Here is a 26401-nt window from a genome sequence, read left to right as displayed (position 1 = left end):
GGTTCATTATCTTCATCAGTCTGCTACCTTTAATACAGCTGTCAAATTCAGATGACTTGCTTTACGCTGAATAATAGAAAAACTAATTAAACTAGAAAAAAATATAACCATAATCGAAATAACATAGGTTTTAGCTTCTATAACAAAAGGAATCTTAAACCAATCGGTTTGCATTAATTGCAGTATAGACCAGGACAGGAAATACCCGGCAATTAATCCTAAAGGGGTGGAGATCATTATCTCAAACATGTGATTTAAAAACAGTAATGTGGATACTTCTCCCTCAGTAAATCCTAAAACTTGTAATGTCGTTAATTCTCTCGCTCTTTCTGCTAGGGTAATGTTCGCATTATTATAAACAACACTCACAGCTATAATGATGGCAAAACTTGCAAGGATGGTAGTAAACACAAGGATGTGCCTCGCGAAAGTTTCCTCAAATGTTCTAATAATGGATGTTTTAAAAGTAATAGTACCTATCTTAGGTATTTCCTTTACCTTTTTATATAAATGTTTGACATGTTTGGTGTCTACTGTAATAGCCGCTGCATTGATTAACCGATCCTCATTTAATAAACGATTAAGCGTTTTAATTTCTATGTAGGCAAACATTCCTATATAGTCATTTATAATCCCTTGCACTGTCAATTGGGCTTTTGCTTTATTCCCTTCCAGAAGTTCGATATCAAGACTATCACCAACAACCAAACGCAATCGTTCTGCCAATCCCTCACTGATCAATAAACCCTGTTCAGGGATAGCCATTCGATTAAGATGCTTGTCTAATAAAATTTTTAATTTTGCATTTTCAGCGATACCAAACAGCGAGGATAACTCACTTCGATGTTGGTAAGTTAATCGAGCAGGAACAATACGATAACCTTCACTGCTCGTAACCCCGATAATTTTATTCAACTCCGTTACCGCTACTTTGTTAACGGGATTATTAAAGCTCACCATGGCATGTTCACGTTGTGCCATTATAAATTGGGTATTGATGAGATAGCGTATTGCATCTTGCCAAAACAATCCCAGTATTACGATAGCCATTGCCAAGGCAATACCTACGCAGGTCAACATCGTGCGTAAAAAATGACGGAAAATATATCGATAAACCATTTTGACACTACTGGGAAGTCTTGAAAAAAATTTAATTTTTTCAATCGAAGTGGCTCGATACACGATAGGGGCAGGCGGTTTCATCGCTACTGCGGGCATGAGATTTATGACCTGGTAAATCGCACGCAATGTTCCCAAAAGAGCCGCCAAAAGGCAAACCAGGATCCCAATGACGGCGGCCCAATTGGAAAACAGATAAGAGAACTTGGGAAACCTGAAATACTCGGTATAGAGTTCTGTCATCAAATTACCAAACCAGGCACCTAGTGACACCCCGGCAAGCGACCCAATAACAATAATAATTAAAATTATTTTGATATAGTGGTAGGCAATTGCCAAGTCACCATAACCCAATGCCTTTAAAGTAGCTATTTGCTCACGCTCTTTACTTACCAAACGTCCTGTCACCAAATTTAATAAAAATGCTGCCACCAAGAGGAAAACAGGCGGAATATAAGTGGCAATAATTTTTTGCTGTTTTATTTCGTTGGTTACGAATCGATCAGACACCTGATCTTTTCGTGAATACGCGATGGTCAAACCATAAGAATGAAACATTCTTTCCAATTGAGCCATCACCAATTGCTCTGACGCATTGGGCGCAAGTTTAATACTGATGTCATTAAAAGCACCCTGCATTCCAAAAGCAGTGCTTAATGCCTTTCTATCTATCCAAAAAATACCGAAATGCCTGTTGTCTGGAAGCAAATCTTCCCCGCGAATGGCATACACATACTCAGGTGATAATACAACCCCAACAATTTTTAACTGTTCTCTGTGCCCGTTTAATAAAGCAATGATGCGATCACCTGGTTTTAGATTATGGTTGTTTGCAAAACTTTCATTCACCAGTATCTCATCATATCGATTGCTGTTAAGCCATCTTCCTTGGCGTAAAAACAATTGATTCAAACCCGATTTATTTTTATTCGATATAGATATAAAGCGACCAACAGCTGGCTCTAGCATCCAAGGCAAATCAAGCACAACATCTTTTACAATTCGAGTCTCTACCCGAGATACTCCTGAAATTTCTGTTATACGCTTTTCTAAATAGTCAGGCGCTCTTTTCAATGAAGCAAAGACATCTGCAAAATGATATTCTGAATAAAACTCTTGTTGTGCATTCCTTAAAGAAACATAGGTATTGACTGATGCAATTAAAACGCTGACTCCACTGCAAACAACTAATGCGATTGTGATGATTTGACTTCTTAATTTGAGAACATCACGCCACAATTTTTTGTTTAATGCTGTTACCATTCTAATTCTTCTGGTTTGCGCTTGAATTTATTTTTGGATATTTTGCTTATGACACCATCGGCAATATGGATCACGCGATCAGCCATCTCGCTGATGACCATATTATGGGTAATAATGACAACAGTTGTTTTTAATTTTTGATTCGCCAAAGCAAGTGTCGCTAAAACGATTTTACCCGTCTCACAATCGAGCGCGCCTGTAGGCTCATCGCATAAGAGGACATCCGGGTTCTTGGCTATTGCCCGAGCTATCGCGACCCGCTGCTGTTCTCCTCCGGATAGTTGGGCGGGGAAATGATTCATGCGTTGCTCTAAACCAAGTAATTTAATTGCATCTTCCGGGCGCATGGAGTTGTCTGCAATTTCAGTAACAATAGAAACATTTTCCAAAGCCGTAAGATTCGAAATCAGGTTATAAAATTGAAATACAAATCCTATATGCTCACGACGATAACGAGTTAAATCATATTGACTGGCCGAGGTAATGAGGTGATCCTTGTAAATTACTTCACCCGATGAAGGGACATCTAATCCCCCTATAATGTTCAATAATGTTGATTTGCCACTTCCTGATGGCCCTAAAAATACGACCAGCTCGCCCTGGTATAGATCAAGATTTATGCGTCGTAAAGCATGAATAACTACTTCACCCATTAAATAGGTTTTAGTCAAATTTCGAATAACAAATGCTGGAATCTGTGACATTATAAAATCCTTTATTAAGATTAAGATTCAGATTGTTATTCTCCATATATTTACAATACGCTTCAGTACTGCAACGCATTATCCCGCCATATCATTCTCAAAAGAGAAAAGCGGCACCGTTTTGATGTACTCTTGTTGTGATCGTTGAACGTTCCTTGTTAATTCATCCCAGAAAGCTGGTTAATAAAATGGCGGAGCGCTAATTGGCACTCTCAACCATACCATAAGTAACCTATTTTAACTGGGTTTCGCTCAAAAGTCATTTTACATGATCCCATATCAATTCATATTGCTCCTTAATTATTATTGAGGGTGAGTCTGTGTAAAAGTCTATTGATCAGGACTTGTATATTGAAATTAAACGGGTTGGGAATAAAGCTTTTCCAAGACCACCTCAAGGGCTTTGGCACTGGCTGAATCTGGGCTTTCATGGGCCAGGTTCGATGCCTTTTCCAACGTTATTGTGCTCTTGTTAAAAAAACAATAGCGTCCGGCTCTACCTCCGAAAAGGCCTGGCTTATAATAGACAAAGAAATGCTCATGGAAAGCTGGAGGGGATAAAATATGAAATAAATCCTTGGTTCTATAGGTATCATGAATGAGTCTCCCAACCAGAAAGCCCCCCAGATAGAACATCCAGGGACTGTTATCCAATTTTAATACGGCGCGGCCTAAAGAATCAGTTGGAAAATTCCACAGCGTTTCCCTTGGTTTTCTTCCGACACCGCTTAGGTTCGCTTCAATCAATGTGTATTTAAAAAAAGGAGATCGTGAAAGTTGCTGGGCAAGGCCACCAGGGATTCCTGCTTGGCAAGACTCAAGGCTCAACATTTTTGGCGCTTCCTTTAATCCATTAGTAGTTAATCGATCAACTAGATCAATTGCTGTATCCCCCTGCATATACAATCCGGTATCCTCTGATGGTGTTGCTGCTAATGAGGAATGTCCTATAATTGTCAGATGATCTGCCCTTGTGACGGATCCTAATTCTTTGTCTTTTAATAAAATATAACTATGATCCTTGGCATTGGTTTGTTGCCCAAGCAAGATTGCTTCAGCAGACTCTGAAACATAGGATGGGTGAAACCAGATGTATCGCTTCATAAATACAATTTCTTTTATTAACCAAGGTGATCTCAAACAATACAAATTTATTTGTTTTTTGTAAATGCAAAATACAATATTTATTTTCATTTTGAATAAAAAATGGAGTGGCTAGGTTAGGGGAAATGATTAGGGAATTAAGGCGAGTCATAAAGGAAAATTCTGCCTTTTATTTTTTAATGATCCCCTGTAATTGAGCCAAATCTTCAGCACATCCCTGAAAACCCTCTACTGCACTAAGCTTCGATGTCCTGTGACTTAGCGATGGGGCTTCGGCAGAGATGTGATCAAGAGGCAAATAATCGGGATGGAATCGTCCATTACCCGTACCATAATGAGGATTTATCGAAAAACCCAATGATAAATAATGATATACATCAATTCCTTATGTATTATGTGGCGTCCCAAAATTGGAGCTGGCAGCATCATCCCCAGCGCATTGCTTCAACTCTTTATAAACATTTCCAAGTTACCGGATAGCAAAGTGAAACGCTTTTATCTTGATGATTTTTAGCATTCACCCTTTCAGCAGCTTGTTCCTAAAATGTTGGCTGTTGCCCAAAATTATGGTTACGATGACCTCTTGGGTCCGTATGACACTTCATAAAGAAACCCAGCCGTTCGAGACGCTGATTAATATTTTTTAAATCCATTTTAGCATAGATCCCTTTTCTTTTTTCAACTTGATCTAACGCAGTATTAACACAACGGAATTGACCGTAGTTGTCTTTTAGTGTTTTTAGCATGTCACTGTAGTGCAATCGCTCAAGGGACGCTTCCAAGGATGAGAGTATGTCCGTAAAAAATGATTTTATACTGAGATATGGACGTTGTGGCAGTCTATCCAAAGAGAGGGTGTCAACTGCAGACGATTCTTGCATTAATTTTTTAAATAAACTCACATTGCCATTGGAATTAACAACACACATTAGCATGTTATATCGTTCGCTATAGGGAAGACACTTGTAATGTGCAACCAGGTTCGGGAGCTTTTTATACAAAACTAAACAAGAACTTAGAGAATGTTTTGCAAAATCGCTATCCAATAAACCACATTGCTTCATTTCGCATAATAAAAAAGCTAATTCTTTGTTATGAAATATATAATTTCCTATTTCTGTCTTATATTCCAAAAAAATTTCTGTTAACAATTTTTTTTGTGGGGAACTGTCAAATACTGCAAACTGACACTTTCTTTGCCTCAGATCGGAGAGCAAATACGTGGTTTGTTCCTGATTATTCCAGGGATTGATTAAAGTAACCTCAAACTCTCCATGTTCCAAATGCTTAATATTACCAACTCGCAACGCATGACGCCTATATTTGCCCAATCTATCCGGCTTACCAAAATTCATCCCTACATAGACAGGAATCTTGGAATTTATTGTTTTAAGTTTAATTAGCCTGTCCGGATCATGGAAAACAGTGACTTGAACTCCCAAAAGTTTGGCTAGAAACGCAGTATCACTTTGCTTGGCGATAGGATTATTATGAAATTTTGGGCGTAGTTTATGGGCCAAAAGACTGTCCCCATCCCACGCTACTTGGTAATAATAAGCACTAATGCGCTCTAAAATTTTTACTGCGAGCGAATTGGAGCTAGTCCCTTTTTTACTGTTATCAATTTCTTTTAATTTTTCATTATCGATAAAAATAACGTCCTCATCAGTTCTTGGATCATAAGAATAAATATACTTTCCTGTCATTTTTTCCCAATGCACCTTCATGGTATTGTCAGTACGTTTAATTCGGACAATGACGCCGGACTTTGTTTGTTTGAATTTTTCGCGAATAATATCTGCCCCTTCTGTTTCACCATTGAGCAAACAATCCAGGCAAGCCAGGAGAAAGCAAACTCCACTCCTACCTTGTTTTATGGTTATGTAATGACCTTTTTGCGGAAATAATGGCGTCATTGGTTGCAAATATACAAGTTGCTAAATGTATGAGATATGATAACCGAAGAACCAAATTTATCAAAATTGTGCACACTTAGGGTATTTATATGCCATAGAAAATGATAAGACAGAAAAAAATACCAGTCTACTATGCCTTTATTATAAGATGACTTTCCCCAACAATGCTGTTATGAACAGTTTGTGCATTTGATGCAAAGAGCCATATTCCCATTAAGTGTTTTTACATAACAGAGAGTTTAAAAACAAACAGGGATTTACTACATTGAAAAGGTCGCATAGGGGTCTGCCTGCTATTATGTGCTTACTCATCCCATCTCAGGAGTTCCAATCAAGTACACCACGTTATATATAGTCTATCCTATATAGTATTGGAGTATGTAAGAGAATGTCTTTAGGCAATCTATTTAACATATTATTGATTTAAAAGGATAAGTATTTATGAAACCCACCCTCTTTTTACTATTAATGTGGATCTGCACTGTGTCTTTTGGGGCAACTATCATGATCAGAGGCCTGCCATCTCCTTTAGAACACAGCAATGATCTCTATTATTGGCCTCCAAATATCGCTTTTAGCCCTGGTACTACAAACTTATTCATCACAATGGATGGCGTTAACAAGGTGTGTTTCTTGAATACAGGAATCCAAGGAGGGTTAGAGCAAATTTCCGAGATCAGTATCATCATCAATGGAGTAAAAAAAGATTGGAATTGTTTCCCCTATACAACGACTATTCTTGAGGCTCGCCCATAGGGGCACTACAGCACCAAACGCGTCTTTCCAGATGGTTGAACACATATAAAGATTTCACCATAATAGGACTTTCCTTGCTCCCCTTTAGGTTCATTTAAGAGCCTTTCACGTCTCGAACAGGGGCCTTGCTCCAATCTACTCTTCTTTGGATAAGCTCACATTGTCCCTTTATAACCGTAATTTGTTCTATTTAAACTACAGTTAAATTGTCCATTTAAAGTACAATTATGGTGTATTTTATTCATTGCCATATTTTACGGGCTTTTTGATTTTAACTTACACCCAAACAACTTTTAACCGGAGGATAGACAATGAAACCTATAAAAAACAGTAATGAACATGTTGCTCCTTAAGATCAAGATCCCAGATTGAGGGTCACCCAGAGCGTGAATCAAATTTTTAATTAATTAACCTATTGATTTTATTTATCATAAATTCATTTAGAACAAAGCTATGCGTATAAATTAGCTCTACCTATTTCAACGAGAATAAATGAGGTAGAGCATAAATTTTTAGATTGACACAGTTACGTGTGAGAACTGTGAATTACTATTTTCTAGAGATTCTTCATGTTTGGGTAATATTATTTCCCTCAGCCGACCCTTCATACTTGATTGCTTTTCAATTAAGCAAGCAGTTGTTATTTGTTGTTCGCATCTTGAGATTATTTTGTGTAATACATTAGCATGTTCAGCCTGACCAGAAAGTTCAGCTTTAACAGTCTCATAGGGATAATGGAATAAATTACCGAGAAACTCTAATTTGCTTGCTTCATGACGTTCTCCAAGTACATTTTCGATGCCAGTGGCTATAGCTTTAAAGATAATTTGTATTTTACCCCAGAAAGTTAATTCTTTCTTGGTGTGTCCTCTTTGTGATGTAATATCTAATATTTGTTGTTTCAGTGAATTGAGTAAAGAAAAATCATCTTTCATGTGGATGAATTTTCCCTCTGAGTTTTTAATTAAATTTGATAAATTTATCTCATCAGTAAAGATTTCATCATTCATTTTTACTTTATATCTAAATAAACCACTCGATATTTTTTCAAAATATACTACCCCTTCCTTTTCTGGATCCTGGTTATTTAAAATTGACATATTTTCAAATTCATATTGAGCGTTTTTATAAAAAACCATTTGACTTTTAATTTCTTGAATTTCCTTTTGTTTTTGCAAGTTATCTAATTTACTTTCATAGGCTAAGTGAATCATTCTGTTCAAAAGATTCATTGATTTTTCAATATGATCTGGAACAACCATAAGACCATCGTTTTTAACCATGTTATAATTCCTGGTCAATAAAAAGAAAGTAGAATATAAATCGTACCCATCACAAGATGAACCAATTATTTCAGCTAATTCTGTTGCACTACTCATATTTTTTTCTTTTAAAATACACACGAGTCTATTTAGTTCCATAAAAGATGGGTGGGCATTAATCGATTCATAAAATGATTTTTTTTCTATTTCTAGAAGCGGTTGATCTTTTCTAATCCCAGTCTCTGCTTTTAAAAAGCCATTTTCAGTTGCCTTTTTTCCAAGAGAATCAAGAAAATAGTCAAAGCCGAATTGTTTCAATTCATTTTTTGATATACCAAAGCTCAAACAATATTGACCTAATTGCGCAGTGGATTTTTGAAGTAGGCTGATATCAAGATTTTTATCATTTTGCATTAAATTGAATTCAATAGTTAATAAAATTTTATGCAAATCACGGTTATTTAATAAACCGGAATCAGAATCATTCATTCTTTCTAAAATGCTTTGCTTTAATTTTATAAATCCAATTAATGTAGACTCCCGATAACTATCAACTCTTACTTGAACATTAGAGTCTCGTTCATCCCATTTATAGGTAACTTTACTCCGCTCTGCCATTCGTTGGTACATGCTCTCAGATTCATAAATACCTGCTTTAACTAATCCATCATTAGCACGTTCAATAGTCTTAATTCCATGCAGGGGTAAAAATTGAAGATCTATAAATACATTCCTTAATCTCCCTGTTACAGTGCTATCAATTCCTTTTTTTCCTAAAAGTGAATGTAGTTTAGCTGCAAAACTATCTTTACCTTGGTTTCCTCCTCGTGCTCCATTACATATTTCTACGGTAATATTAAGTGGCCCTTTACCTGGTCCAAAATTTTCTTTATTGATACTCTTTTCAAGATATTCAGCTAATTCAGTATAAAAAACCCCAGGAATATAAGCATAATTAGGAGCACCATGTCCCCAGATATAAATTTTATCTTGTGGTTTAAGCTTGCTTAGGATTTCTTTTTGTTCTTCAGTAGGGTCTGTTCCTAACCAAGTCATGTATTGGTCCGAAGCAATATCACAAGGGTAGATTACCTGAATATCAAGATCATCAGGATCAAACCCTTTTTCTTCATGAATTACTCTAAATCTTCTGATAAATGCTTGAATTTCGTTCTCTTCCTCTCTGTTAAAACAGATTATAACTTTTTTTCCCGTAGGTGACTTTGTTGATTGACTATAAGTAGATTGTTGCATGATGATCTCCTGATATTGTAAGTACAATAACCTAGTATCATTTGAGCATAATGAACAATATTTGACCAACTAATTATTTTGATATATCATATTCAAAAAATAAATATCTTTTATTTTTCAAATAATTATAACAATGGAAATATCTTACAAACCATTCAGAATTTATACTCGGGACTCCATTCTGTAATTTGATATGATAAAAGCGAGGAAGAAAAATTGAAGCATCATGTATGATGAAAACCATACCGGTAGAGATTTAAATAGATATATAATCAAATAAGTTGAAAGGGTATATTGAATGTCAATTTTTAATAAATTCAAAAAATTTTACAGATCCTCATCCGAAAACAGGACACAGATTCACCTGTTCCTTGGCTTTGTTATAATTCCAGTTATAGGCATGACTATTTTATATGTTTGCGTAAGAATATTCTGGATGTAATGCTTGGTTCATAATCGCAAATAATCAAAAAATACACCAAAAATATGTGTTTTTGGGACACTCCCTACTCTATTGTAATTTTTAATTTTGCCCCTAAAAATAGTGTTTCAAAACTGCTCTCAAAACCTTTTGTCTCTAAACGACCTATCTTTTAGGATTTTCGGACAAAATCATACTCTAAGGATGGTATAATAAATTCGGTTATGCTCGCATCTCAACAAATGATCAAAGTCTAGTCATTAAAATCGAAAAGCGAAAAGAGGCCGGTTGAGATTATAATTTCATTTTATACAGCACTTCCTTTAATAACGCTCCACCATCGTAAAACTCCTCAAGTTTTGATTTATCATTTAATTCAAAGCCTATACCTTCATAAAAGCTACGCGCTTGATTATTATCTGATAAAACCCAAAGCAAGGCTTCAGTATAGCCGAGTTCTTTCAGGGTTTTTAATGCAGCGAGAGACAATTGCCTACCAAATCCTTGATGCCAAAAATTGGGGTGTATATAAATAGCACTAATTTCCCCTTTAGAGTTATCCTCGATGTTATCACGAAATGTACAAATACTCGCAAACCCAATTATTTGATTGTCAATTTCCAATACAAGCACTGTTACGCCATTATTTAGTAGTTCATTCCATAGTTGGCTGCGTTCAGGAATTGATAAACTATTGAGTACTGTTTCTGGAATAAATTGTTGGTAGGCTTTTTTCCAAGAATGAACATGTACTGATGCAATCGCCTCAGCATCCAAAGGAGTAGCCTTTCTAATAGAAACATTAAACATGAATTGATGCCCCATTTATTTAACTTTTGGTCTCGAATAATTTAATTTGTTGTACCATTTTTATGGTAAAAGGGATAGTTCACCAATTAATTAATCTCTCTGTAACATGACTCAATCCTAAAGAAAAGAGCAGAAGTGAGGGTCAAATCCTGCCCTTTGCCCTTGTATATAATGTTGTTTTATAATTCTGCTAATTCTTGGGTAGAGAAGCCCAAAATATTTTCCAATTCCCTTCATATTGATAGCTTTCCAAACGATGTTTCAATGAGTAAATGATAATGATTTGTCAGCAAATAAACCCGCAATAAACCCTTTGATATTCTAACTTAATCTTCAGCTATTCTTCATTTAAATCCCTTTCTATAAGCCCAATAACAAATATAGTAAACTACTTTCTCTTTAGATCCCGGAGATCCCGGTAGAAGTTTTCATGTACATCAAGTGCTAATAGAATCCTTAATGCTGGATCCCATTCGTAAGCTAAGAGAAATTGTTGATGATTAATTTTAAATTTATAAACATATACACCAATTAAATCCTCTTTTTTCTCTTCTCCAATTTTAGGATTATTAATAATTGTTCGTACAGCCTCGTTCACTATGGATTTATATGCTGCAGGTAATTTCTTATAGACCTTTTTGAAGGCTGGCATTTGCCGTATTTCGATATCACTCACCTTCACTCTCGAATTGAAATGGCTCCGCTAAAGACTTATCTTGAAGCTTGGAAAGCAAAACATCTTTTATAAACTCAATTGGTAAATCAGGATTATCCAATGCACACTTTCCTAACTTAGCCCAATATTCTATTTGATTTGGAATAGAGCGAAATTCGGCAGCAGCAACTTTTTTAGCCTCATTATAAATATTTTCATCAATTCTTATTGGGATCCCCATTACGTCACCTACAATAGTATTATATTGCTACATTTGTAGCATAGTTCAGGTTATATAAAGTTCAAACAAATATTTTTCTCATTAAATAATACCGTTAATCAAAACAATTAATCCCTGACTCTCTCTCTTTTATGGATAAAAGCAAAAGGCAAGATCTGACCCGAATGGTGTTATTGGCCTCCAAATATCGCTTTTAGCCCTGGTACTACAAACTTATTCATTACAATGGATGGCATTAACAAGGTGTGTTTCTTGAATACAGAGATCCAAGGAGGTTTAGAGCAAATTTCGGAGATCAGTATCATCATCAATGGAGTAAAAAGGGATTGGAATTGCTTCCCCTATACAACGACTATTCTTGAGGTTCGCCCATAGGGGCACTACAGCACCAAACGCGTCTTTCCATATGGTTGAACACATATAAAGATTTCACCATAATAGGACTTCCCTTGCTCCCCTTTAGGTTCATTTAAGAGCCTTTCACGTCTCGAATAGGGACCTTGCTCCAATCTACTTTTCTTTGGATAAGCTCACATTGTCCCTTTATAACCGTAAATTGTCCTTTTTAAACCACAGTTAAATTGATTTTTTAAAGTACAATTAAGACATATTTTATTCATTTGCAATATTTTAAGGGCTTTTTGACTTTAACTTACACCCAAATAACTTTTAACCTGAGGATAAATAATGAAACCTATAAAAAACAGTAATGAACATGTTGCTCCTGAAGATCAAGATCCCAGATTGAGCTACACCGAAGACGGTCGTCGCCCATTAACGAGCACAACATCAGCCAAACACCCTAATAGTTTATTTGGTAAACAGGAAGAACGCTCAGCAAGGGAGAGTTACGATCAACATGGTAACAATGTTACTATGCACTGGACAAATGGCCCTTGGAATTAGTGCTCCAATTAGTGGGTTGGGGCGTTTCAACCTAACCCACGCTTGCCAAAAATTGCTTTTCCTGTTTAATCCATTAATATTAAAAACAGCTTGTACCCGCGATAGTAATCCGCCCGATTTTAATTAGCATCAAAAATAGAGATTTAAATAGATAAATAATTAAATAAGTTGAAAAGGTATATTGAATGTCCATTTTTAATAAATTCAAAAAATTTTACTGCAGAGGCTTCATTACAGCGCTCAAAAGAAACTTATCGTTTTTCTTTAGCACCTCAAAATGTCATTGCATTTGTTGAAAAATCCGGTTTTGCAGTGAATGGAAAATTTGTAGCGGCCTCGATGTTAGAGGAGATAGGCGATCTGTCAGCCGCAGCCTACCATAAGAAAAATGCGAGTGGTCGCAAAGAATACTATTATTTATTACAAAAATCCTCACTAGAGTTAGATGAAAGAAGAAGTATAGAAGCGGTAGCAGACATCAAAGTCAATATTCCGAATAAACCAGAAGTAGAGGTAACAGACTCACCATCAGGATGTGTGACCATGTAATAAAAATTTGCCCTCGTCTAAGAGCTAGAGTGAAGGCGGGGCTATTTTTTAAATAATTCTAATTTCAAAACAAGGCAATGAACATAATGAACTACATCTAGATGGTCATAAGTTGGAAAACAAAGAGAAAAAATAAAGGAGGCGAGTCTTTTGACTATTGAATTATTTTCTTTAAGGTCTAATTTTAGAATAAGAGAGAAAAGAGAGTCAAATCTTACCCTTTGCCTCTTGCATATAATGTTGTTTTATAATTTTGTTAATTTGGTGGCGACCATAATATTGACTATCTAATTGATTGATAATAAATAATTATTTTAATGTAGTTTTTGAAAAAGCCCCCTCTTATCAAGTGTTACCCTTGGAACTGAACCGAATCCCGCCAACATCTGTTCTTCTGTTCGCGAACAGCGAACGCATATGATATACTTTATTTATATCATTTAGAGAATAATACCATGTTAAAGTCACAGGATTGCGTTGTATTAATAAAACTATTGGCAAATATCGGTAGTGACCTATCTCAGCGACAATTATCTGCAACATTAGGTATTAGCTTGGCTGAAGTTAATGCAGGCATAAAGCGACTAGAAGAAGCAGGGTTATTGAGGAAAGACAAACAGGGAAAACTTTTCCCTAATGTTCATGCAGCAGAAGAGTTTTTAATACACTCAATCAAATTCCTCTTTCCAGTAAAACTAGGTGAATATACTCGAGGTACTCCCGCAGCAATTGCCGCCCCCATGTTTCGCGATAAAATTGCATTGGGTAATGACCCTATTCCTGTTTGGCCTGATGCAATGGGAGAGGAGCGAGGTGTTGCGTTATTACCTATTCATCCCAATTTATCAAGAGCTTTACGAGAAAACCCCGATTCTGCTTTTCATGAATTACTTGTCTTAATTGATGTCATGCGCTCAGGACGCCCACGTGAACGCAACCTTGCAGCAGCACTTTTGAAGGAAAAATTAAATCATGCCAGATAATAATGTGAAATTGGCGAATCTAAGAATGTTAGAGTTTGTCGCAACAAAGTTAGGTGATATTCGAAACGATGTTGTTTTCTTGGGAGGATGTACCACGGGCTTATTCATATCGGATCCTCTGGTGCCAGACGTGCGCTATACACTTGATGTTGATTGTATTGTGGATGTTATTTCCAGAAATCAATATTACCAGTTAGAAAAGAAACTTAACAAACAAGGCTTCAAGAAATCCATAACGGAAAATGTCATTTGTCGCTGGTTTTATGATGATGTCATTCTTGATGTAATGCCTACTGATGAAACAATTTTAGGGTTTGGAAATCGTTGGTATAAACAAGCAATTGAGTTCTCAAACCTCTATCCATTGAATGACAATCTTGAAATTCGGGTTGTTACAGCCCCTTACTTTTTAGCCACCAAATTTGAAGCCTTTAAAACAAGAGGCAAAATGGATTTTTACGCCAGCCATGATTTTGAAGATATTGTATCAGTGCTGGATGGACGCGTTGAAATGGTAGATGAAATTAAAAGCTCTGATTCAACCCTGAAAGAATACTTGATTAAATCTCTACGAGAGATCATGACCTCCCCATCATTTAAAGGCGCCATTCCTGGCCATTTTTCTCAATACGGTAGTCTTGCTAGTGATCGGATTGAATTACTCGAACAAAAATTAACTTCTATACAGAATAATTAATATTAAACTGCATAGATTAAATTATATTCATTTAAATTTCCTTGATGCTAATGAACGCAAAAAATTTTACCAAGAAATTATTAACACCGCATGCGGTAGTGTATTACTAAGCTGTGATATAGCAGAGGCACCCAGAAGAGAGGGTCAAATCTTGCCCTTTGCCTCTTGCACATAATGTTGTTTTATAATTCTGCTAATTCTTGAGTAATGAAGCCCAAAATATTTTCCAATTTCCTTCATAGAATACAATCCACTTTTATATGAACTATATATTGCCTCATCTCGATTGTCTGACATTCGTTCATATTCTTCAATTGTAAAGCCTTTAACCAAATCAGGCACATGAGCCCTGGAAATATCTGTTAAATCAGCTTTAGGGTCAACATAGCTCACTACTCTGGAAATAAACTCATCCGAACCAAGATATATTTGATGCTTTAGATCAATCCACGGACTTTTCTTACTTAAGCCAGCATCAACGAATTGTTCATATTTTATTAGTGCTGCCGATTTTATAGAACCAAATGATGACAAAAGCCAGTCAACTGTCAGCCATGATGGAACCAGTACTCTACCGCTTGTTGCTAAATAACTACTCCAAGGCCACTCATCTGCCTTTTTAACCATGCCTGCCCTAACAGGATTTAATACGATGTAACGCGACAATTCCAATAGATAGCTGTCTTTCTCAACCAATATAGATTTATAACGACCTTGCAGGACGTGCCCAATCCGCTTGTGAGATTTATTAAATTTCTGAGTGTATACCCCGTTTAGATAGCGCATACCTTTTGATAGATTACCAAGCGGTGTTTCAATGAGTAAATGGTAATGATTTGTCATCAGACAATACGAATGGCATAGCTACTGGCATTTTAAACAAGCATCACCCAAAATAGATAAAAAGTTCTCTCTGTCCTCATCTGATAAATAGATCGCTTCTTTTCTATTACCTCGACTGGTGATGTGATAAAGCCCACCATTAAACTCAATACGCAAAGGTCTTACCATCGCTAATCCTGGGCTTACTTAATTCCTTTTGAAAGAAAATTAATACATCGGGAAATAATTACCAAGAATTAATCCCAAACTCGCCGTCTTTTATGGATAAAGGCAAAGGGCAAGATCTGACCCTGTACACCGTGTACATGTAAAAATTTTGCATCACCCTCTTGATAACGCCGTATTTGAATTTTATTATTCATAATACCTTACCTACAGGCACATCGTTTGGATCAGATTCATGGCCCTCAGGATCATCAAATGGCATATCTGCGTAACTATTTTTGAGATAAAACTTTAAACTGCTTTGCCTAGATTCAGCATGAATACTTTTAACACCTAAACTTTTCAGCCACTTTTCAATTAAGACCAAAAATGTACTTCCAGCATTCTTGCTACGCTTACCTTCATCAATAGCAATAATCCGTATCGCAGCTCGTCTATCAGACCAAAATTGAATATGGGCGTAACCAATAATTTCTGTACCTTGATATAAAATTAGATGGACATGTTCGCAGTGATCAAACGTCCATGTGTATGGATCATCTATGCCATACGGGCCAAAGAAATAAGTATCGCGAAAATGCTTGGCGGCAGCCCATTCTCGTGGTGTGAGTGCTTTTACAACACGCAAGCCATTAAATCCTGTTTTAGAATGGATATTCTTTACAAATGCATCTTTACCGAAAACATACTGGTAAATATCATTTGGATAACGCGAGGCTAAATCTTGCTTTAGCTTTGCATAGTGTTCCCTGTCATCTGCATGCCTCCGCATCCAATTGCGAAATAGTAAGTGTCCATCAATCTCAGCGCTGTTTTGTTCAAATATGTGGACATTGAATCCCTTTTTTTGAAAATATCTGCGAAAAAGCATTCCATATTCGCCTTTTGCTTCATAACCAAGAGCTTCCATCACATTTGTGTTTTGATCTACAGCTATAATATTCTGAACAACCGGAACTATATCTATAATCGGTTTTGCGGCCAATCCTGGCACTGATGTTGAACCAACATGGTGAATAGCAATGCAGTTATTACCCAGTGCTTGTTTAATTTTGGTTGCCTCAGTTTCAAAAATATTTGGCCAATTAGGATCATAGGGCACGACTTCAATACGATCTATTTTTTTCATGAAATTTAACTCTGATAAAATATGTTCAATTAATTCAAGAATATCTGCACATTGATTGGGGTGATATTGAAAGTCTGCTCTCTTAAGGCAATCAAGTAAAGACGATAAGTTCAATAAATGTATAGTCGTACGCCAGGTGTCCTGTAATTTAATGCCGCTTTTTTTCAGCGCCTCTATGAATGAACTCTCAAACTCAGGTGGCATTTTATGCGCGTATCTAAGCATGTTAGCTGCGTCCCATAAGACAGATCCAGAAAAAGCAAACTCCCAGTCTAAAATACCGGTCACACTCCAAGTACCATTCACTTTTTCCATTAAAATATTAGCAGGATCAAAATCGCCATGGACGAGGTGCTTTTCATTTTCATCGGGAAACAAGTGTCCATATTGCTCCAAAACATCGCTGATTTTTGAAATCATCTCATGCCTTAATACAGCTAATACCGTCTTATGACCCAAGCAATCTTGTGCAAACTTTATGACATCAGAAGATTCATAAGGGATTACATCAAGCTCTTGATCAAAAAAGCCTGACCTTGAAAATTCATGCGCTGCAATTTTTGAAAGAATCGTGCCTAGCTCATGCATAATTGCGCTGAGATCATGTGGAGCATCACTCAGTAACAGATCTCGAAGCGACATGCCTGGCATAAATTCTGTAATAGCAAAAGGATAATCCTCCAGTTCGCCGATATAATACGTCAACGGCACCGGAACAGTTTGTTTTAATAATGCTGCCAGTTTTTGTTCGCGGTAAGCAGACTCTTTGTCGCGCAAATAAACACGCAAAATTAAAGGATGTTTTTCATCTTCCAGCAGCATTTTAATGTTGAGGTTAGCGCATCCACCAGCAATCAATTCATGAGAAATGAGTCTTTTATCAGGATAGACAAACCGCACCATTTTCTCAACCATACCCTCTGGTAGTTGGCAGGTGACACTTGTTTTTTCCCAATCGGCTTTAAACATTATAAGCTCCGCTTTAAAAAGATACAGATGGAATTTTGCGTATAGCCTGCTCTCTCAAAATCCACAACATATCCCAATTTTTCATAGAATGCTTTAGCTCCCTGAAAGCTCATTATGGCAACTGTTGCCATGGTACACTCATTCTCGCGGCCATAATCATGGACTTGTGCCATCAATTTATGTCCTAAACCTTTACCGCGATGCTCAGGATGTACCCATAATTGATCGGTATAAATACTGCCAAAGATAATACTACCAGTGCAACCCTCTATGATTTGACCTTTCTCATCTCGTACAAAAAAGCAAAGGAATGTGCAGATCCAAAATTTGGTATTTCTTGATTAATTTTCTTGGTTATAAAATCGATGTCTGCGGTTCCGGGCGTGCATGAGTGCTCAATGTTCATTTTCTAATGCCAATATAAATATCGAGTGTCACATTGTTATGATCACTACTGCGTTCATCATAAACTTCAAAGTCCGCAATATAAGCTCTTTCGCCACCTAAATCAAACGCATTCATTTTCCATATATTTTGCCACATATCGATGCACACAGTGGGCATTGGCCCTGACTGATTCGTGAATTTTGCGTAATTTTGAACAGGTATTGTAAGTGTCTCAAATTCTTTACTTACATCTTCAAAAGAAGTCACCTCCTCACCAATAAAATACGTGTAATCACCCTTCACATCGCTTTCGTAATTGGTATAAACGCAGAAGGTTGTTCCAGGATTTTTTCTGTCATTGATCTTCTCGACCAATCCATTATGAAAATACTTCTGAACTGTAGCTGCTATTTTATTAGTCGAAGGATCTGTTTCAAATATTTGGGTGTTATTGGTTCTGGTGGTTATTCCTACTAGTTTTAGTTCTGTTAGTATTGTCATTGTTTTTTGCATCATTTATTTATTCCTTAATGCTGAAGCTGGGGGGATGGTTTTTGTCTATTTATTGTCCAGAATTTTTGGGCACAAATTGGGTACTTTCCAACGATTTTTGGGTACATTTTGGGATAGGCTCTACCCCAACAAAAGGGGCACTTTAATCAAGTTAGTATAAACTAACCTCTTGATTTCGCGAACAAAAAGGAGATTAAAGTGCCGAAATATGATGTTATCCTAAATTTACCTGGTTTTTCTATAAAAAAAGTAAGTGGTTATCAACCCTTGTTATTGGATTTAAGCTATAACCGTATACCACGTTGTTCTCATTGTTCAAGTAAGAGGGTTCGAAAGAAATCGAGTTATGAACGCAAGGTTCATCATGAATTGATAGGTCACAGGCGGACTATTCTTCGATTCAAAGCATACAAACTGTTTTGCAATGAATGCGGTCGTTATGGTAATCAACAATTTCCCGGAATTGCTAAATATCAACGGTCTACAGAGCGTTTACAAGTTCAACTATTTCATCACCATACGAGTGGTATTTCCCAGAAAGAGTTATCTCTTCAATTTAAACAAGGGAAAGCAACCATTGAACGTTGGTATCATAGACGCTATCAAATAGAAGGAAATGAATTGCTCAATACGCCTTGTCCAAAAGTGTTAGGTCTTGATGAGCACTTCTTTAGTCGCAAACATGGCTTTGCAACTACCTTATGTGACCTTAAAAAGCATAAAGTGTTTGATATCGTTAAAGGACGAAGAGAGGTTGATTTAAATCACTACCTTAACTCTTTAAAGGGGAAAGACCGTGTTCAAGTGGTCTGTATGGATTTAAGTAGTACCTACCGCTCTCTGGTCAAAAAGCATTTCCCAAACGCTAAAATAATAGCTGACAGGTTTCACGTCATTCGATTAGTACAACATCAATGTATGATGACTTATCGTGAGTTATCCAGCTCAATTAAAAATAACCGAGGTCTATTGGCTTTGTTGCGAACCAAACCAGATAAACTCACACCTCATAAGAAAATAAAGCGAGACACTTTCCTCGCTGAAAATCCAGCCATTGAAGCCATTTATCACTTCCAACAACAGCTTCATGAGCTATTAATGAATAAAACTCTAACTAAAGTACGATGCCGTAAAATCATTCCTCTCTTCTTAAAAATGATTCAGAACTTGAAACAAAGCCCATTTAAATCATTAGTTGCCCTGGGAAAAACCCTCGATTCATGGAAAGAAGAAATTGCCTGTATGTGGCGGTTTAGTAAATCAAATGACATCACTGAAGGATTTCATCGGAAAATGAAATTAATACAACGAAGAGCTTATGGGTTTAGAAACTTTGAAAACTACCGATTAAGAGTTAGAGTATTATGTGCTTGATAAAATGCCCCGTATTTGGGAAAGACCCGAAAAATGGTGCCGATATGGTGCCACGATATGGAGGTTATCTAATTTTTTCTATATAAATCAATAAGTTAATTTGGTGGAGGCGGCGGGAATCGAACCCGCGTCCGCAAGTCCTCTGCCTTTAGCTCTACATGCATAGCCTTGTCTTTTGAATTTAACTGTGGCTCCTCCGACGGGCAGGATGATACACAGCGATTCCCTGAGTTTCGCGCCATAACCCGGGATAGATTAGGACGCTAGCTTATCTCTTATGACCGTTGATTCGATACCGATAAGCGGGCTCGGTCGAACGGGATACTGGGTTTATTGGCCAGTACACAGTGATGGTTTAACTAAAGTGCTTATTAGGCAGCGATAGCTTCCCCACCAGCAAAGTTTTCATCGTTTGCATTTATATTTAATTGAGTCTTATTTACGAGAGATCTCCTTCTCGGCATGCACTTCCGGTTTTGCAACCCACGTCGAAGCCAGGTCGCCCCCCATTCTGTACACTTTAATTATAACATAAAATGCCGGCGTGTAAGCAAAATCCCGCCAGCATACTGAATATATTTTCAAGACTTACAGAATTCTCAAGGTCAAGGCAAAAAAGAGATTGAGGTTTCACCCTGTTTTTATAAAATCCCATTATGGCGCAGTAAGGCATCAATCGTCGCGGGTCTTCCTCTGAATTCAATAAAAGCATCGGCTGCCTTTCTTGATCCGCCTACCTCCAGAATGGACTTCAAAAAGTCATGCCCGGTTTTGGGGTTGAAAATACCTTCCTCCTCAAATCGCGCAAAGGCATCACTGGACAGTACTTCTGCCCACATGTAACTGTAATAGCCAGCAGCATAGCCACCCCCAAAAATATGCGAGAAACTGTGCTGAAAGCGATTATAAGGAACAATGGGTACAACACTGGTTTTAGAGCGTACATCAGCCAGAATACCTGCGACAAATGACGCCTTACCTGTCTGATATTCCTGGTGAATGCGGAAATCAAACAAGGCAAACTCCATTTGTCTTAGCATGGCCATGGCGGATTGAAAATTTTTCGCGGCGATCAAGCGCTCATACAACGCAGAAGGTAAGGTTTCCCCTGTATCCACATGAGAAGTCAGTAACGACAAGGCATGCTCATCCCAGCACCAGTTTTCGAAAAATTGGCTGGGCAATTCCACCGCATCCCATTCTACACCATTAATTCCTGAGCCGCCAAGATAATCCACCTGGGTCAAAATGTGATGCAGGCAATGACCAAACTCATGAAACAAAGTCACCACTTCATCATGCGATAGCATGGCTGGTCTGTTTGCAGAAGGCTTGGCAAAATTACAAGTCAAGGTCGCAATGGGTAACTGAACCGTGCCATCCTCCAGTTTTCTGCGGCTTTGCATAGAATCCATCCAGGCACCATTTCGCTTGTGAGGTCTGGCAAATAAGTCAGTGTATATGTACCCGCGTGTTTGATTGGATTCATCGACTATGCAGTAGCATTGAACGTCCTTATGCCAAACATCCACACCGTCAATCTCCTCGATACTCATACCAAAGAGCTTTTTGACAATCGCAAACAAACCTTGCATTACTTTAGGTTGTGGGAAGTAAGGTCGTAATTCCTCTTGAGATAAGGAATACAAATCTTGCCTTCTTTTTTCAGAAAGATAAGCAACGTCCCATGGGTTTACGGGGCTTAGATTGAATTTATCCTGTGCAAACAGTTCAAGTTGCCTAAATTCAGCCTTACCCTTGTCACGAGTTCTGCCAATCAAATCATAGATAAATTCAATGACTTGATTTGTCGAGGCTGCCATCTTGGTCGCCAGGGATAATTCGGCAAAATTATTGAACCCTAAAAGCTCGGCTTTTTCATGGCGCAGGGACAGAATTTCATCAATCAGTGGAGTATTGTCAAAGGCTCCTGCATTAGGGCCTTGATCTGAGGCTCTGGTGATGTAAGCCCGATACATGTCTTCGCGTAAAGCCCTGTCTTCCGCATGCGTAATGACGGCCTGAAAACAAGGGTATTCGAGTGTTAAAACAAAGCCATCCAGCCCCTTCTCATGCGCCAATTCTTTTGCCGTATGTAAAGCGTGCTCGGGTAATCCGGCCAAACGTTCTGCTTCGGTGATATGAATAGTGTAGGCATGGGTCGCGTCCAACACATTGTTTTCGAATTTGCTGGATAATTCAGCCAGTCTCGATTGAATGGCTTCAAAACGCTTTTTATTCGTCTTGGATAAAGCAACTCCTGATAACTCGAAATCCTGTATGCTGTCTGCAATAATTTTTTTCTGGGCAGGATTAAGGGAATGCTGATCTATCGATTTAATCGCCTCATACAAGTCTTGATTATGCCCAATCGCTGCATCATAGGCAGACAGCAAGGGCAGACACGCCTCATAAGATTCACGTATTGCCTCAGAATCCATCACCGCATGCATATGAGCAAACGGAGACCAAAAACGCTCGAGCTCATCGGCCAGACTATCCAATGGGTAAATTAAATTATCCCAAGTGTAGTGGTGATTTTCTTTAAGCAGCCTGTCAATTTCCTCGAGATGGTTTTTTAATAAAGCATCAAGATGGGATTTGAAATGTTCAACTTCTATATGGCTAAATTGCGGTAATCCAACTGTGGTCGACATGTTATACCTTTCCATCATGTAATTTTTTTGAAAGCATAACATTCAATTGAATTAGTCTCTATACTTTATCCGCTGTGAAACAGCAAAGTACAGTAATCAATTAAAGGCGGGTGTTGGGATTAATTCCCCCGCTTCATCGTCTTTTTCTGTCTTGGCAGAAAGATACAGACTCTCTCTTTTTTCATTTTTGGAGGCAAAAAAGCCTAATTTGCTAATAACGGAAGGGGCTGGCTTTTCAATGTTATCGACAGGCCTGTATTCATCCAACTTGTTGGTCAAGTATAATGAAACACCCCACAATACCAATAAAAGAAGTGCTCCAACCAAGGGGATGATCGGATTTATAAAACCTAAAGCAGGAACTGATAAAGCCATTGCAATCACGACAGCGGCTGCTCCGCCAACCGATAAAAAGGAACGCAGAACCTCAAATTTAATTCGATAGCTGATCAAGTCCTGATACTCTTTGATTGTCTTTTTCTTGTCTTCATTTTCTTCCTGGTCGAAGAGTTCGCTGTATTCCGTTTGCAACTGCTGCAATCGACTAATCTCTATGTAAGCGCGCAGGCTTGTGTTGGCGACATCAAAGGCAAACGCAAACAAAGACAAATAAACAGAGAGAGGTGCCAAAGCGCCTACCAGCACGAAGCAATTGAGAATCCCGACTGTAAACCAAACGCTATCATTGGCCAGCTCAAACCAACGTCGTTGCAGGTGGGCGTAGAAACGATGATACCAATCCAGTGATTTTTCTTTTTCTCCCATCCATTGTCCAGGAATGGTATGTTTTAAAATTAAAAAGAGATTGGTCAATAAGCGGGGCGCAAAGAAACACCAACCTAAATAAGCCAAAAATGGATTGGTGTATTTATCAAGCAGCACGACAAAATCACGAAATGCCTTCGAACCAAGGTCTATATTATCCAGTAGATTAATGACTCGTTTACTTCGGCTGATAAAGATTCTATACCAATTGGATTGGGCTGTTTTCTCACGAATGGCTTGCGTCAATGACAAACTTGTCTTAAAAGATTCTGTTTCTGAACCATCTAACGCAAAAGAATACCCGGACAATTCAGTTAATAATTCCCTGTATATGGCTTTATGACGACGCAAACGCAGCACTTCGCGGGGAACGACCAGGTAGTGTTGATAGGTGTATTCCAAAAGCTCAGCCAGTTTGAGTGCATCAATCAGTAGTTCCTTGATTGGCTCAGGCGAACTGTAATCAGGAGAGGACAGGTTATATCTTAAGCGCTGGCACAATACACTGTATTCAATATTGAGAATGGGATGAAGACGCGCTACTTTCGAATAAAAATCAGGACCCAATTGTTTCAGGCGCGTGTTAAATGTCCAATTCAAAGAATCGGTTTCAACTTGTGTGGTCAGCTCTGGAAACATTTTTAGTAAATGACTAATAATCGGTGTCATGATTTTTTGAAATAAATAATCCGTATATCATTTGTGTTTGTAATGTAGCTTTACAAAAATTTTTGCTTCAGTCACTTTATCTGGACTACAAAAATTAATCAAACCCTAACATTATGTCAAAAATTAGGAAAAATTTAAACTTAAATTTACATTTTGCTCTAATATTGGCATTATTTTCAACTAAAAATGATTGGTGTTCTTGCCGATTTATGCCTTCTGAGCGACAATAGTGCCTCAGTTAAATGCATAAGAGTAGGCATGAACAGTTTTACAGAATTAGCTAATGCGGTACGCATGTTAAGCATCGATGCAGTAAACCAGGCTCAATCAGGCCACCCTGGCATGCCCTTGGGTATGGCTGATATTGCCACCGTTTTATGGAAAAAATTTCTAAAATTTAATCCCAAAAATCCGCACTGGTTTAACAGAGATCGCTTTGTATTATCTAATGGCCATGGTTCCATGCTTCTCTATTCCTTGCTGCATTTGACTGGATACAATTTGGATATTAACGAGCTTAAAAATTTCCGCCAATTGCATTCAAAAACACCAGGACATCCGGAACTTGGACATACTCCCGGTGTTGAAACCACAACAGGGCCGTTAGGTCAGGGTTTAGCCAATTCAGTCGGGATGGCCTTAGCCGAGCGAGTGCTGGCCAGTACCTTTAACCACGATCAGTTTAACCTGGTTGATCATTATACTTATACTTTTGCCGGTGATGGTTGCCTGATGGAAGGCATTTCTCATGAAGCATGTTCTTTAGCTGGCACTCTTGGTTTGGGAAAGCTCATTGTATTTTATGACGACAACGGCATTTCTATTGATGGCAAGGTGGAATCCTGGTTTACGGACGATACCACGTCGCGCTTTAAAGCCTACAACTGGCAAGTCATAGGTCCCATCGATGGCCATGATGCAAATCAAATTGAGCACGCCATATTAGAAGCGCGCAAGAACAGCACCCAACCTTCATTAATTATCTGTAAAACCGTCATAGGGCTGGGCTCCTCTGTGGCAGGCAGCGAAAAAGCGCACGGTTCTCCATTGAGTGCCCAAGACATAAGTAATGTTCGCGAATTTTTTAATTGGAAACATGCTCCCTTCGAAATCCCTGATTCTCTTTATACGCAGTGGGATCATAGAGAGCAGGGAGAAAAAGAAGAACAACAATGGCTGCAACTTCTGCATGAATACCAGCAACAATATCCATCGGAACACGATGACTTTTTACGCCGTGCCAATGGTGACCTACCTGATGATTGGCAAGAAATATCGGCTGGATTCCTGAAACAATGCCTGAATAATGAAAAAGCCATAGCAACGCGTAAAGCGTCGCAGCAATGCATAGAATTTTTCGCGCCAATATTACCGGAAATGTTCGGCGGCTCGGCTGATTTGACTGGTTCCAATAATACCGACTGGTCAGGCAGCAAAGCCATCACGGCTCACAATTTTTCCGGAAACTACCTCTATTATGGAGTGAGGGAATTCGCCATGGCAGCCATCATGAATGGGCTTGCTGTGCATGGAGGATTTATTCCCTACGGTGGAACATTCCTTGTTTTCGCAGATTATGCAAGAAATGCCATCCGTTTAAGCGCTTTAATGAAACAAAGAGTGATATACGTATTGACCCATGATTCTATCGGTTTAGGGGAAGATGGTCCTACACACCAACCTGTAGAACACATCGCTATGTTAAGAATGACTCCTGGCATGACAGTCTGGCGTCCTGCTGATTTAATGGAAACTGCTGTTGCATGGCAACAATCGCTGGAACACCATGATGGCCCATCCGCTTTATTGCTCTCAAGACAAAATCTGCCCGCTTTAGCTCATGGCACCGATGCGGCTGATTTGATTAAGAAAGGTGGATACATTATTGCAGATTGTGAAGGGAAGCCTGATGCTATCCTGATAGCCACAGGTTCAGAGGTGCAACTGGCTTTGACTGCGGCAGAGAAGGTCAAATCAAGAGGACTCCATGTCAGGGTGGTATCCATGCCCTGTGCCGAGCGATTCCTTGCCCAGAGTGATGATTACAAAAACAGAGTATTACCTGGTGACGTTCGTACACGCATCGCTATAGAAGCGGCCAGCAGTGCCTATTGGCACCAATTTGTTGGCTTTGACGGCGCCGTCATTGGGCTGGATTGTTTTGGCGTATCAGCCCCTGCTACGGATGCTTTTAATTACCTTGGAATTACAGTAGAAAAAATTATTAATACTCTGGATACATTAACCAAACAAACAATGGTGTAACCCGTACCCCTTCTTAAGTTTCAAG

At 38.2% G+C, this 26401-nt stretch carries 23 protein-coding genes and 1 other RNA gene; 8 read left to right on the top strand and 16 right to left on the bottom strand.

What is annotated here, in order from left to right:
* Window positions 1-15 precede the first annotated feature (15 nt).
* From OQJ02_RS00815 to OQJ02_RS00805, 3 genes are all read right to left on the bottom strand, one after another.
* Window positions 16-2382 (bottom strand): ABC transporter permease, encoded by a 2367-nt coding sequence (locus OQJ02_RS00815; protein ID WP_265717455.1) that lies wholly within the window; start codon window positions 2380-2382, stop codon window positions 16-18.
* The gene (locus OQJ02_RS00810; protein ID WP_265717454.1) at window positions 2376-3086 is read right to left on the bottom strand and encodes an ABC transporter ATP-binding protein; all 711 of its coding nucleotides are present in this window, start codon (window positions 3084-3086) and stop codon (window positions 2376-2378) included. The genes OQJ02_RS00815 and OQJ02_RS00810 overlap by 7 nt, the downstream gene beginning before the upstream one ends.
* Window positions 3087-3443: 357 nt before the next feature.
* A complete protein-coding gene (locus OQJ02_RS00805) occupies window positions 3444-4190 on the bottom strand; it encodes a hypothetical protein (RefSeq protein WP_265717453.1) in 747 nt (248 codons plus the stop codon).
* 367 nt (window positions 4191-4557) lie between these two features.
* Here OQJ02_RS00805 and OQJ02_RS00800 point away from each other — a divergent pair, with 367 nt between their 5' ends.
* Window positions 4558-4704 (top strand): hypothetical protein, encoded by a 147-nt coding sequence (locus OQJ02_RS00800; protein ID WP_265717452.1) that lies wholly within the window; start codon window positions 4558-4560, stop codon window positions 4702-4704.
* Window positions 4705-4729: 25 nt separating this feature from the next.
* On the opposite strand, the gene OQJ02_RS00795 is transcribed toward OQJ02_RS00800, so the two are convergent.
* Window positions 4730-6106 (bottom strand): hypothetical protein, encoded by a 1377-nt coding sequence (locus OQJ02_RS00795; protein WP_265717451.1) that lies wholly within the window; start codon window positions 6104-6106, stop codon window positions 4730-4732.
* Between the two features lie 504 nt (window positions 6107-6610).
* On the opposite strand from OQJ02_RS00795, the gene OQJ02_RS00790 reads away from it, so the two are divergent.
* A complete protein-coding gene (locus OQJ02_RS00790) occupies window positions 6611-6862 on the top strand; it encodes a hypothetical protein (RefSeq protein WP_265717450.1) in 252 nt (83 codons plus the stop codon).
* 512 nt (window positions 6863-7374) lie between these two features.
* On the opposite strand, the gene OQJ02_RS00785 is transcribed toward OQJ02_RS00790, so the two are convergent.
* The 4 genes from OQJ02_RS00785 to OQJ02_RS00770 all read right to left on the bottom strand — a co-directional run bounded on the left by OQJ02_RS00785 (window position 7375) and on the right by OQJ02_RS00770 (window position 11505).
* The gene (locus tag OQJ02_RS00785; RefSeq protein WP_265717449.1) at window positions 7375-9378 is read right to left on the bottom strand and encodes a hypothetical protein; all 2004 of its coding nucleotides are present in this window, start codon (window positions 9376-9378) and stop codon (window positions 7375-7377) included.
* 715 nt (window positions 9379-10093) lie between these two features.
* Window positions 10094-10609, bottom strand: a complete 516-nt coding sequence (locus tag OQJ02_RS00780) for a GNAT family N-acetyltransferase (protein WP_265717448.1) — start codon at window positions 10607-10609, stop codon at window positions 10094-10096.
* Window positions 10610-10997: 388 nt separating this feature from the next.
* Window positions 10998-11285, bottom strand: a complete 288-nt coding sequence (locus OQJ02_RS00775; protein ID WP_265717447.1) for a type II toxin-antitoxin system RelE/ParE family toxin — start codon at window positions 11283-11285, stop codon at window positions 10998-11000.
* A complete protein-coding gene (locus OQJ02_RS00770; RefSeq protein ID WP_265717446.1) occupies window positions 11278-11505 on the bottom strand; it encodes a TA system antitoxin ParD family protein in 228 nt (75 codons plus the stop codon). The genes OQJ02_RS00775 and OQJ02_RS00770 overlap by 8 nt, the downstream gene beginning before the upstream one ends.
* A gap of 687 nt (window positions 11506-12192) precedes the next feature.
* Between OQJ02_RS00770 and OQJ02_RS00765 the strand changes: the two genes are divergently transcribed.
* The 4 genes from OQJ02_RS00765 (at window position 12193) to OQJ02_RS00750 (ending at window position 14640) form a co-directional block, all read left to right on the top strand.
* On the top strand, window positions 12193-12411 hold the full coding sequence (locus OQJ02_RS00765; protein WP_265717445.1) for a hypothetical protein: 219 nt from the start codon (window positions 12193-12195) through the stop codon (window positions 12409-12411).
* A gap of 168 nt (window positions 12412-12579) precedes the next feature.
* Entirely contained in the window at window positions 12580-12960 is a 381-nt protein-coding gene (locus OQJ02_RS00760; protein WP_265717444.1) for a hypothetical protein, read from the top strand.
* Between the two features lie 455 nt (window positions 12961-13415).
* Complete coding sequence (locus OQJ02_RS00755; protein ID WP_265717443.1) at window positions 13416-13943, top strand: winged helix-turn-helix transcriptional regulator; 528 nt, start codon at window positions 13416-13418, stop codon at window positions 13941-13943.
* Window positions 13933-14640, top strand: a complete 708-nt coding sequence (locus OQJ02_RS00750) for a hypothetical protein (protein ID WP_265717442.1) — start codon at window positions 13933-13935, stop codon at window positions 14638-14640. Before OQJ02_RS00755 ends, OQJ02_RS00750 begins: the two co-directional genes overlap by 11 nt.
* A 144-nt stretch (window positions 14641-14784) precedes the next feature.
* On the opposite strand, the gene OQJ02_RS00745 is transcribed toward OQJ02_RS00750, so the two are convergent.
* The 5 genes from OQJ02_RS00745 to OQJ02_RS00730 all read right to left on the bottom strand — a co-directional run bounded on the left by OQJ02_RS00745 (window position 14785) and on the right by OQJ02_RS00730 (window position 18649).
* The gene (locus OQJ02_RS00745) at window positions 14785-15483 is read right to left on the bottom strand and encodes a transposase (protein ID WP_416209880.1); all 699 of its coding nucleotides are present in this window, start codon (window positions 15481-15483) and stop codon (window positions 14785-14787) included.
* A 21-nt stretch (window positions 15484-15504) separates the two neighbouring features.
* Window positions 15505-15651, bottom strand: coding sequence for a hypothetical protein (locus OQJ02_RS00740; RefSeq protein ID WP_265717441.1), 147 nt, complete (start codon window positions 15649-15651; stop codon window positions 15505-15507).
* Between the two features lie 190 nt (window positions 15652-15841).
* The gene (locus tag OQJ02_RS00735) at window positions 15842-17746 is read right to left on the bottom strand and encodes a GNAT family N-acetyltransferase (RefSeq protein ID WP_265717440.1); all 1905 of its coding nucleotides are present in this window, start codon (window positions 17744-17746) and stop codon (window positions 15842-15844) included.
* Window positions 17746-17994 (bottom strand): GNAT family N-acetyltransferase, encoded by a 249-nt coding sequence (locus OQJ02_RS15435; RefSeq protein ID WP_416209894.1) that lies wholly within the window; start codon window positions 17992-17994, stop codon window positions 17746-17748. The genes OQJ02_RS00735 and OQJ02_RS15435 overlap by 1 nt, the downstream gene beginning before the upstream one ends.
* A 154-nt stretch (window positions 17995-18148) precedes the next feature.
* Window positions 18149-18649, bottom strand: coding sequence for a GyrI-like domain-containing protein (locus OQJ02_RS00730; RefSeq protein WP_265717439.1), 501 nt, complete (start codon window positions 18647-18649; stop codon window positions 18149-18151).
* A gap of 195 nt (window positions 18650-18844) precedes the next feature.
* Here OQJ02_RS00730 and OQJ02_RS00725 point away from each other — a divergent pair, with 195 nt between their 5' ends.
* The gene (locus OQJ02_RS00725; protein ID WP_265717438.1) at window positions 18845-20020 is read left to right on the top strand and encodes an ISL3 family transposase; all 1176 of its coding nucleotides are present in this window, start codon (window positions 18845-18847) and stop codon (window positions 20018-20020) included.
* Window positions 20021-20121: 101 nt separating this feature from the next.
* Here the strand turns inward: OQJ02_RS00725 and ssrA are convergent.
* From ssrA to OQJ02_RS00710, 3 genes are all read right to left on the bottom strand, one after another.
* Window positions 20122-20527, bottom strand: a transfer-messenger RNA (tmRNA) gene (gene ssrA / locus OQJ02_RS00720).
* 134 nt (window positions 20528-20661) lie between these two features.
* A complete protein-coding gene (locus tag OQJ02_RS00715) occupies window positions 20662-22677 on the bottom strand; it encodes a M3 family metallopeptidase (protein ID WP_265717437.1) in 2016 nt (671 codons plus the stop codon).
* A 96-nt stretch (window positions 22678-22773) separates the two neighbouring features.
* Window positions 22774-24111: a hypothetical protein gene (locus OQJ02_RS00710; RefSeq protein ID WP_265717436.1), complete on the bottom strand. Its 1338-nt coding sequence runs from the start codon at window positions 24109-24111 to the stop codon at window positions 22774-22776.
* Window positions 24112-24369: 258 nt separating this feature from the next.
* Here OQJ02_RS00710 and tkt point away from each other — a divergent pair, with 258 nt between their 5' ends.
* Entirely contained in the window at window positions 24370-26376 is a 2007-nt protein-coding gene (tkt, locus tag OQJ02_RS00705) for a transketolase (RefSeq protein ID WP_265717435.1), read from the top strand.
* Window positions 26377-26401 lie beyond the last annotated feature (25 nt).

It is taken from the genome of Legionella sp. PATHC032, from assembly GCF_026191185.1.
In the GTDB taxonomy this organism is placed as follows: Bacteria; Pseudomonadota; Gammaproteobacteria; order Legionellales; family Legionellaceae; genus Legionella.
This window is presented reverse-complemented; position numbering and strand designations above follow the sequence as displayed.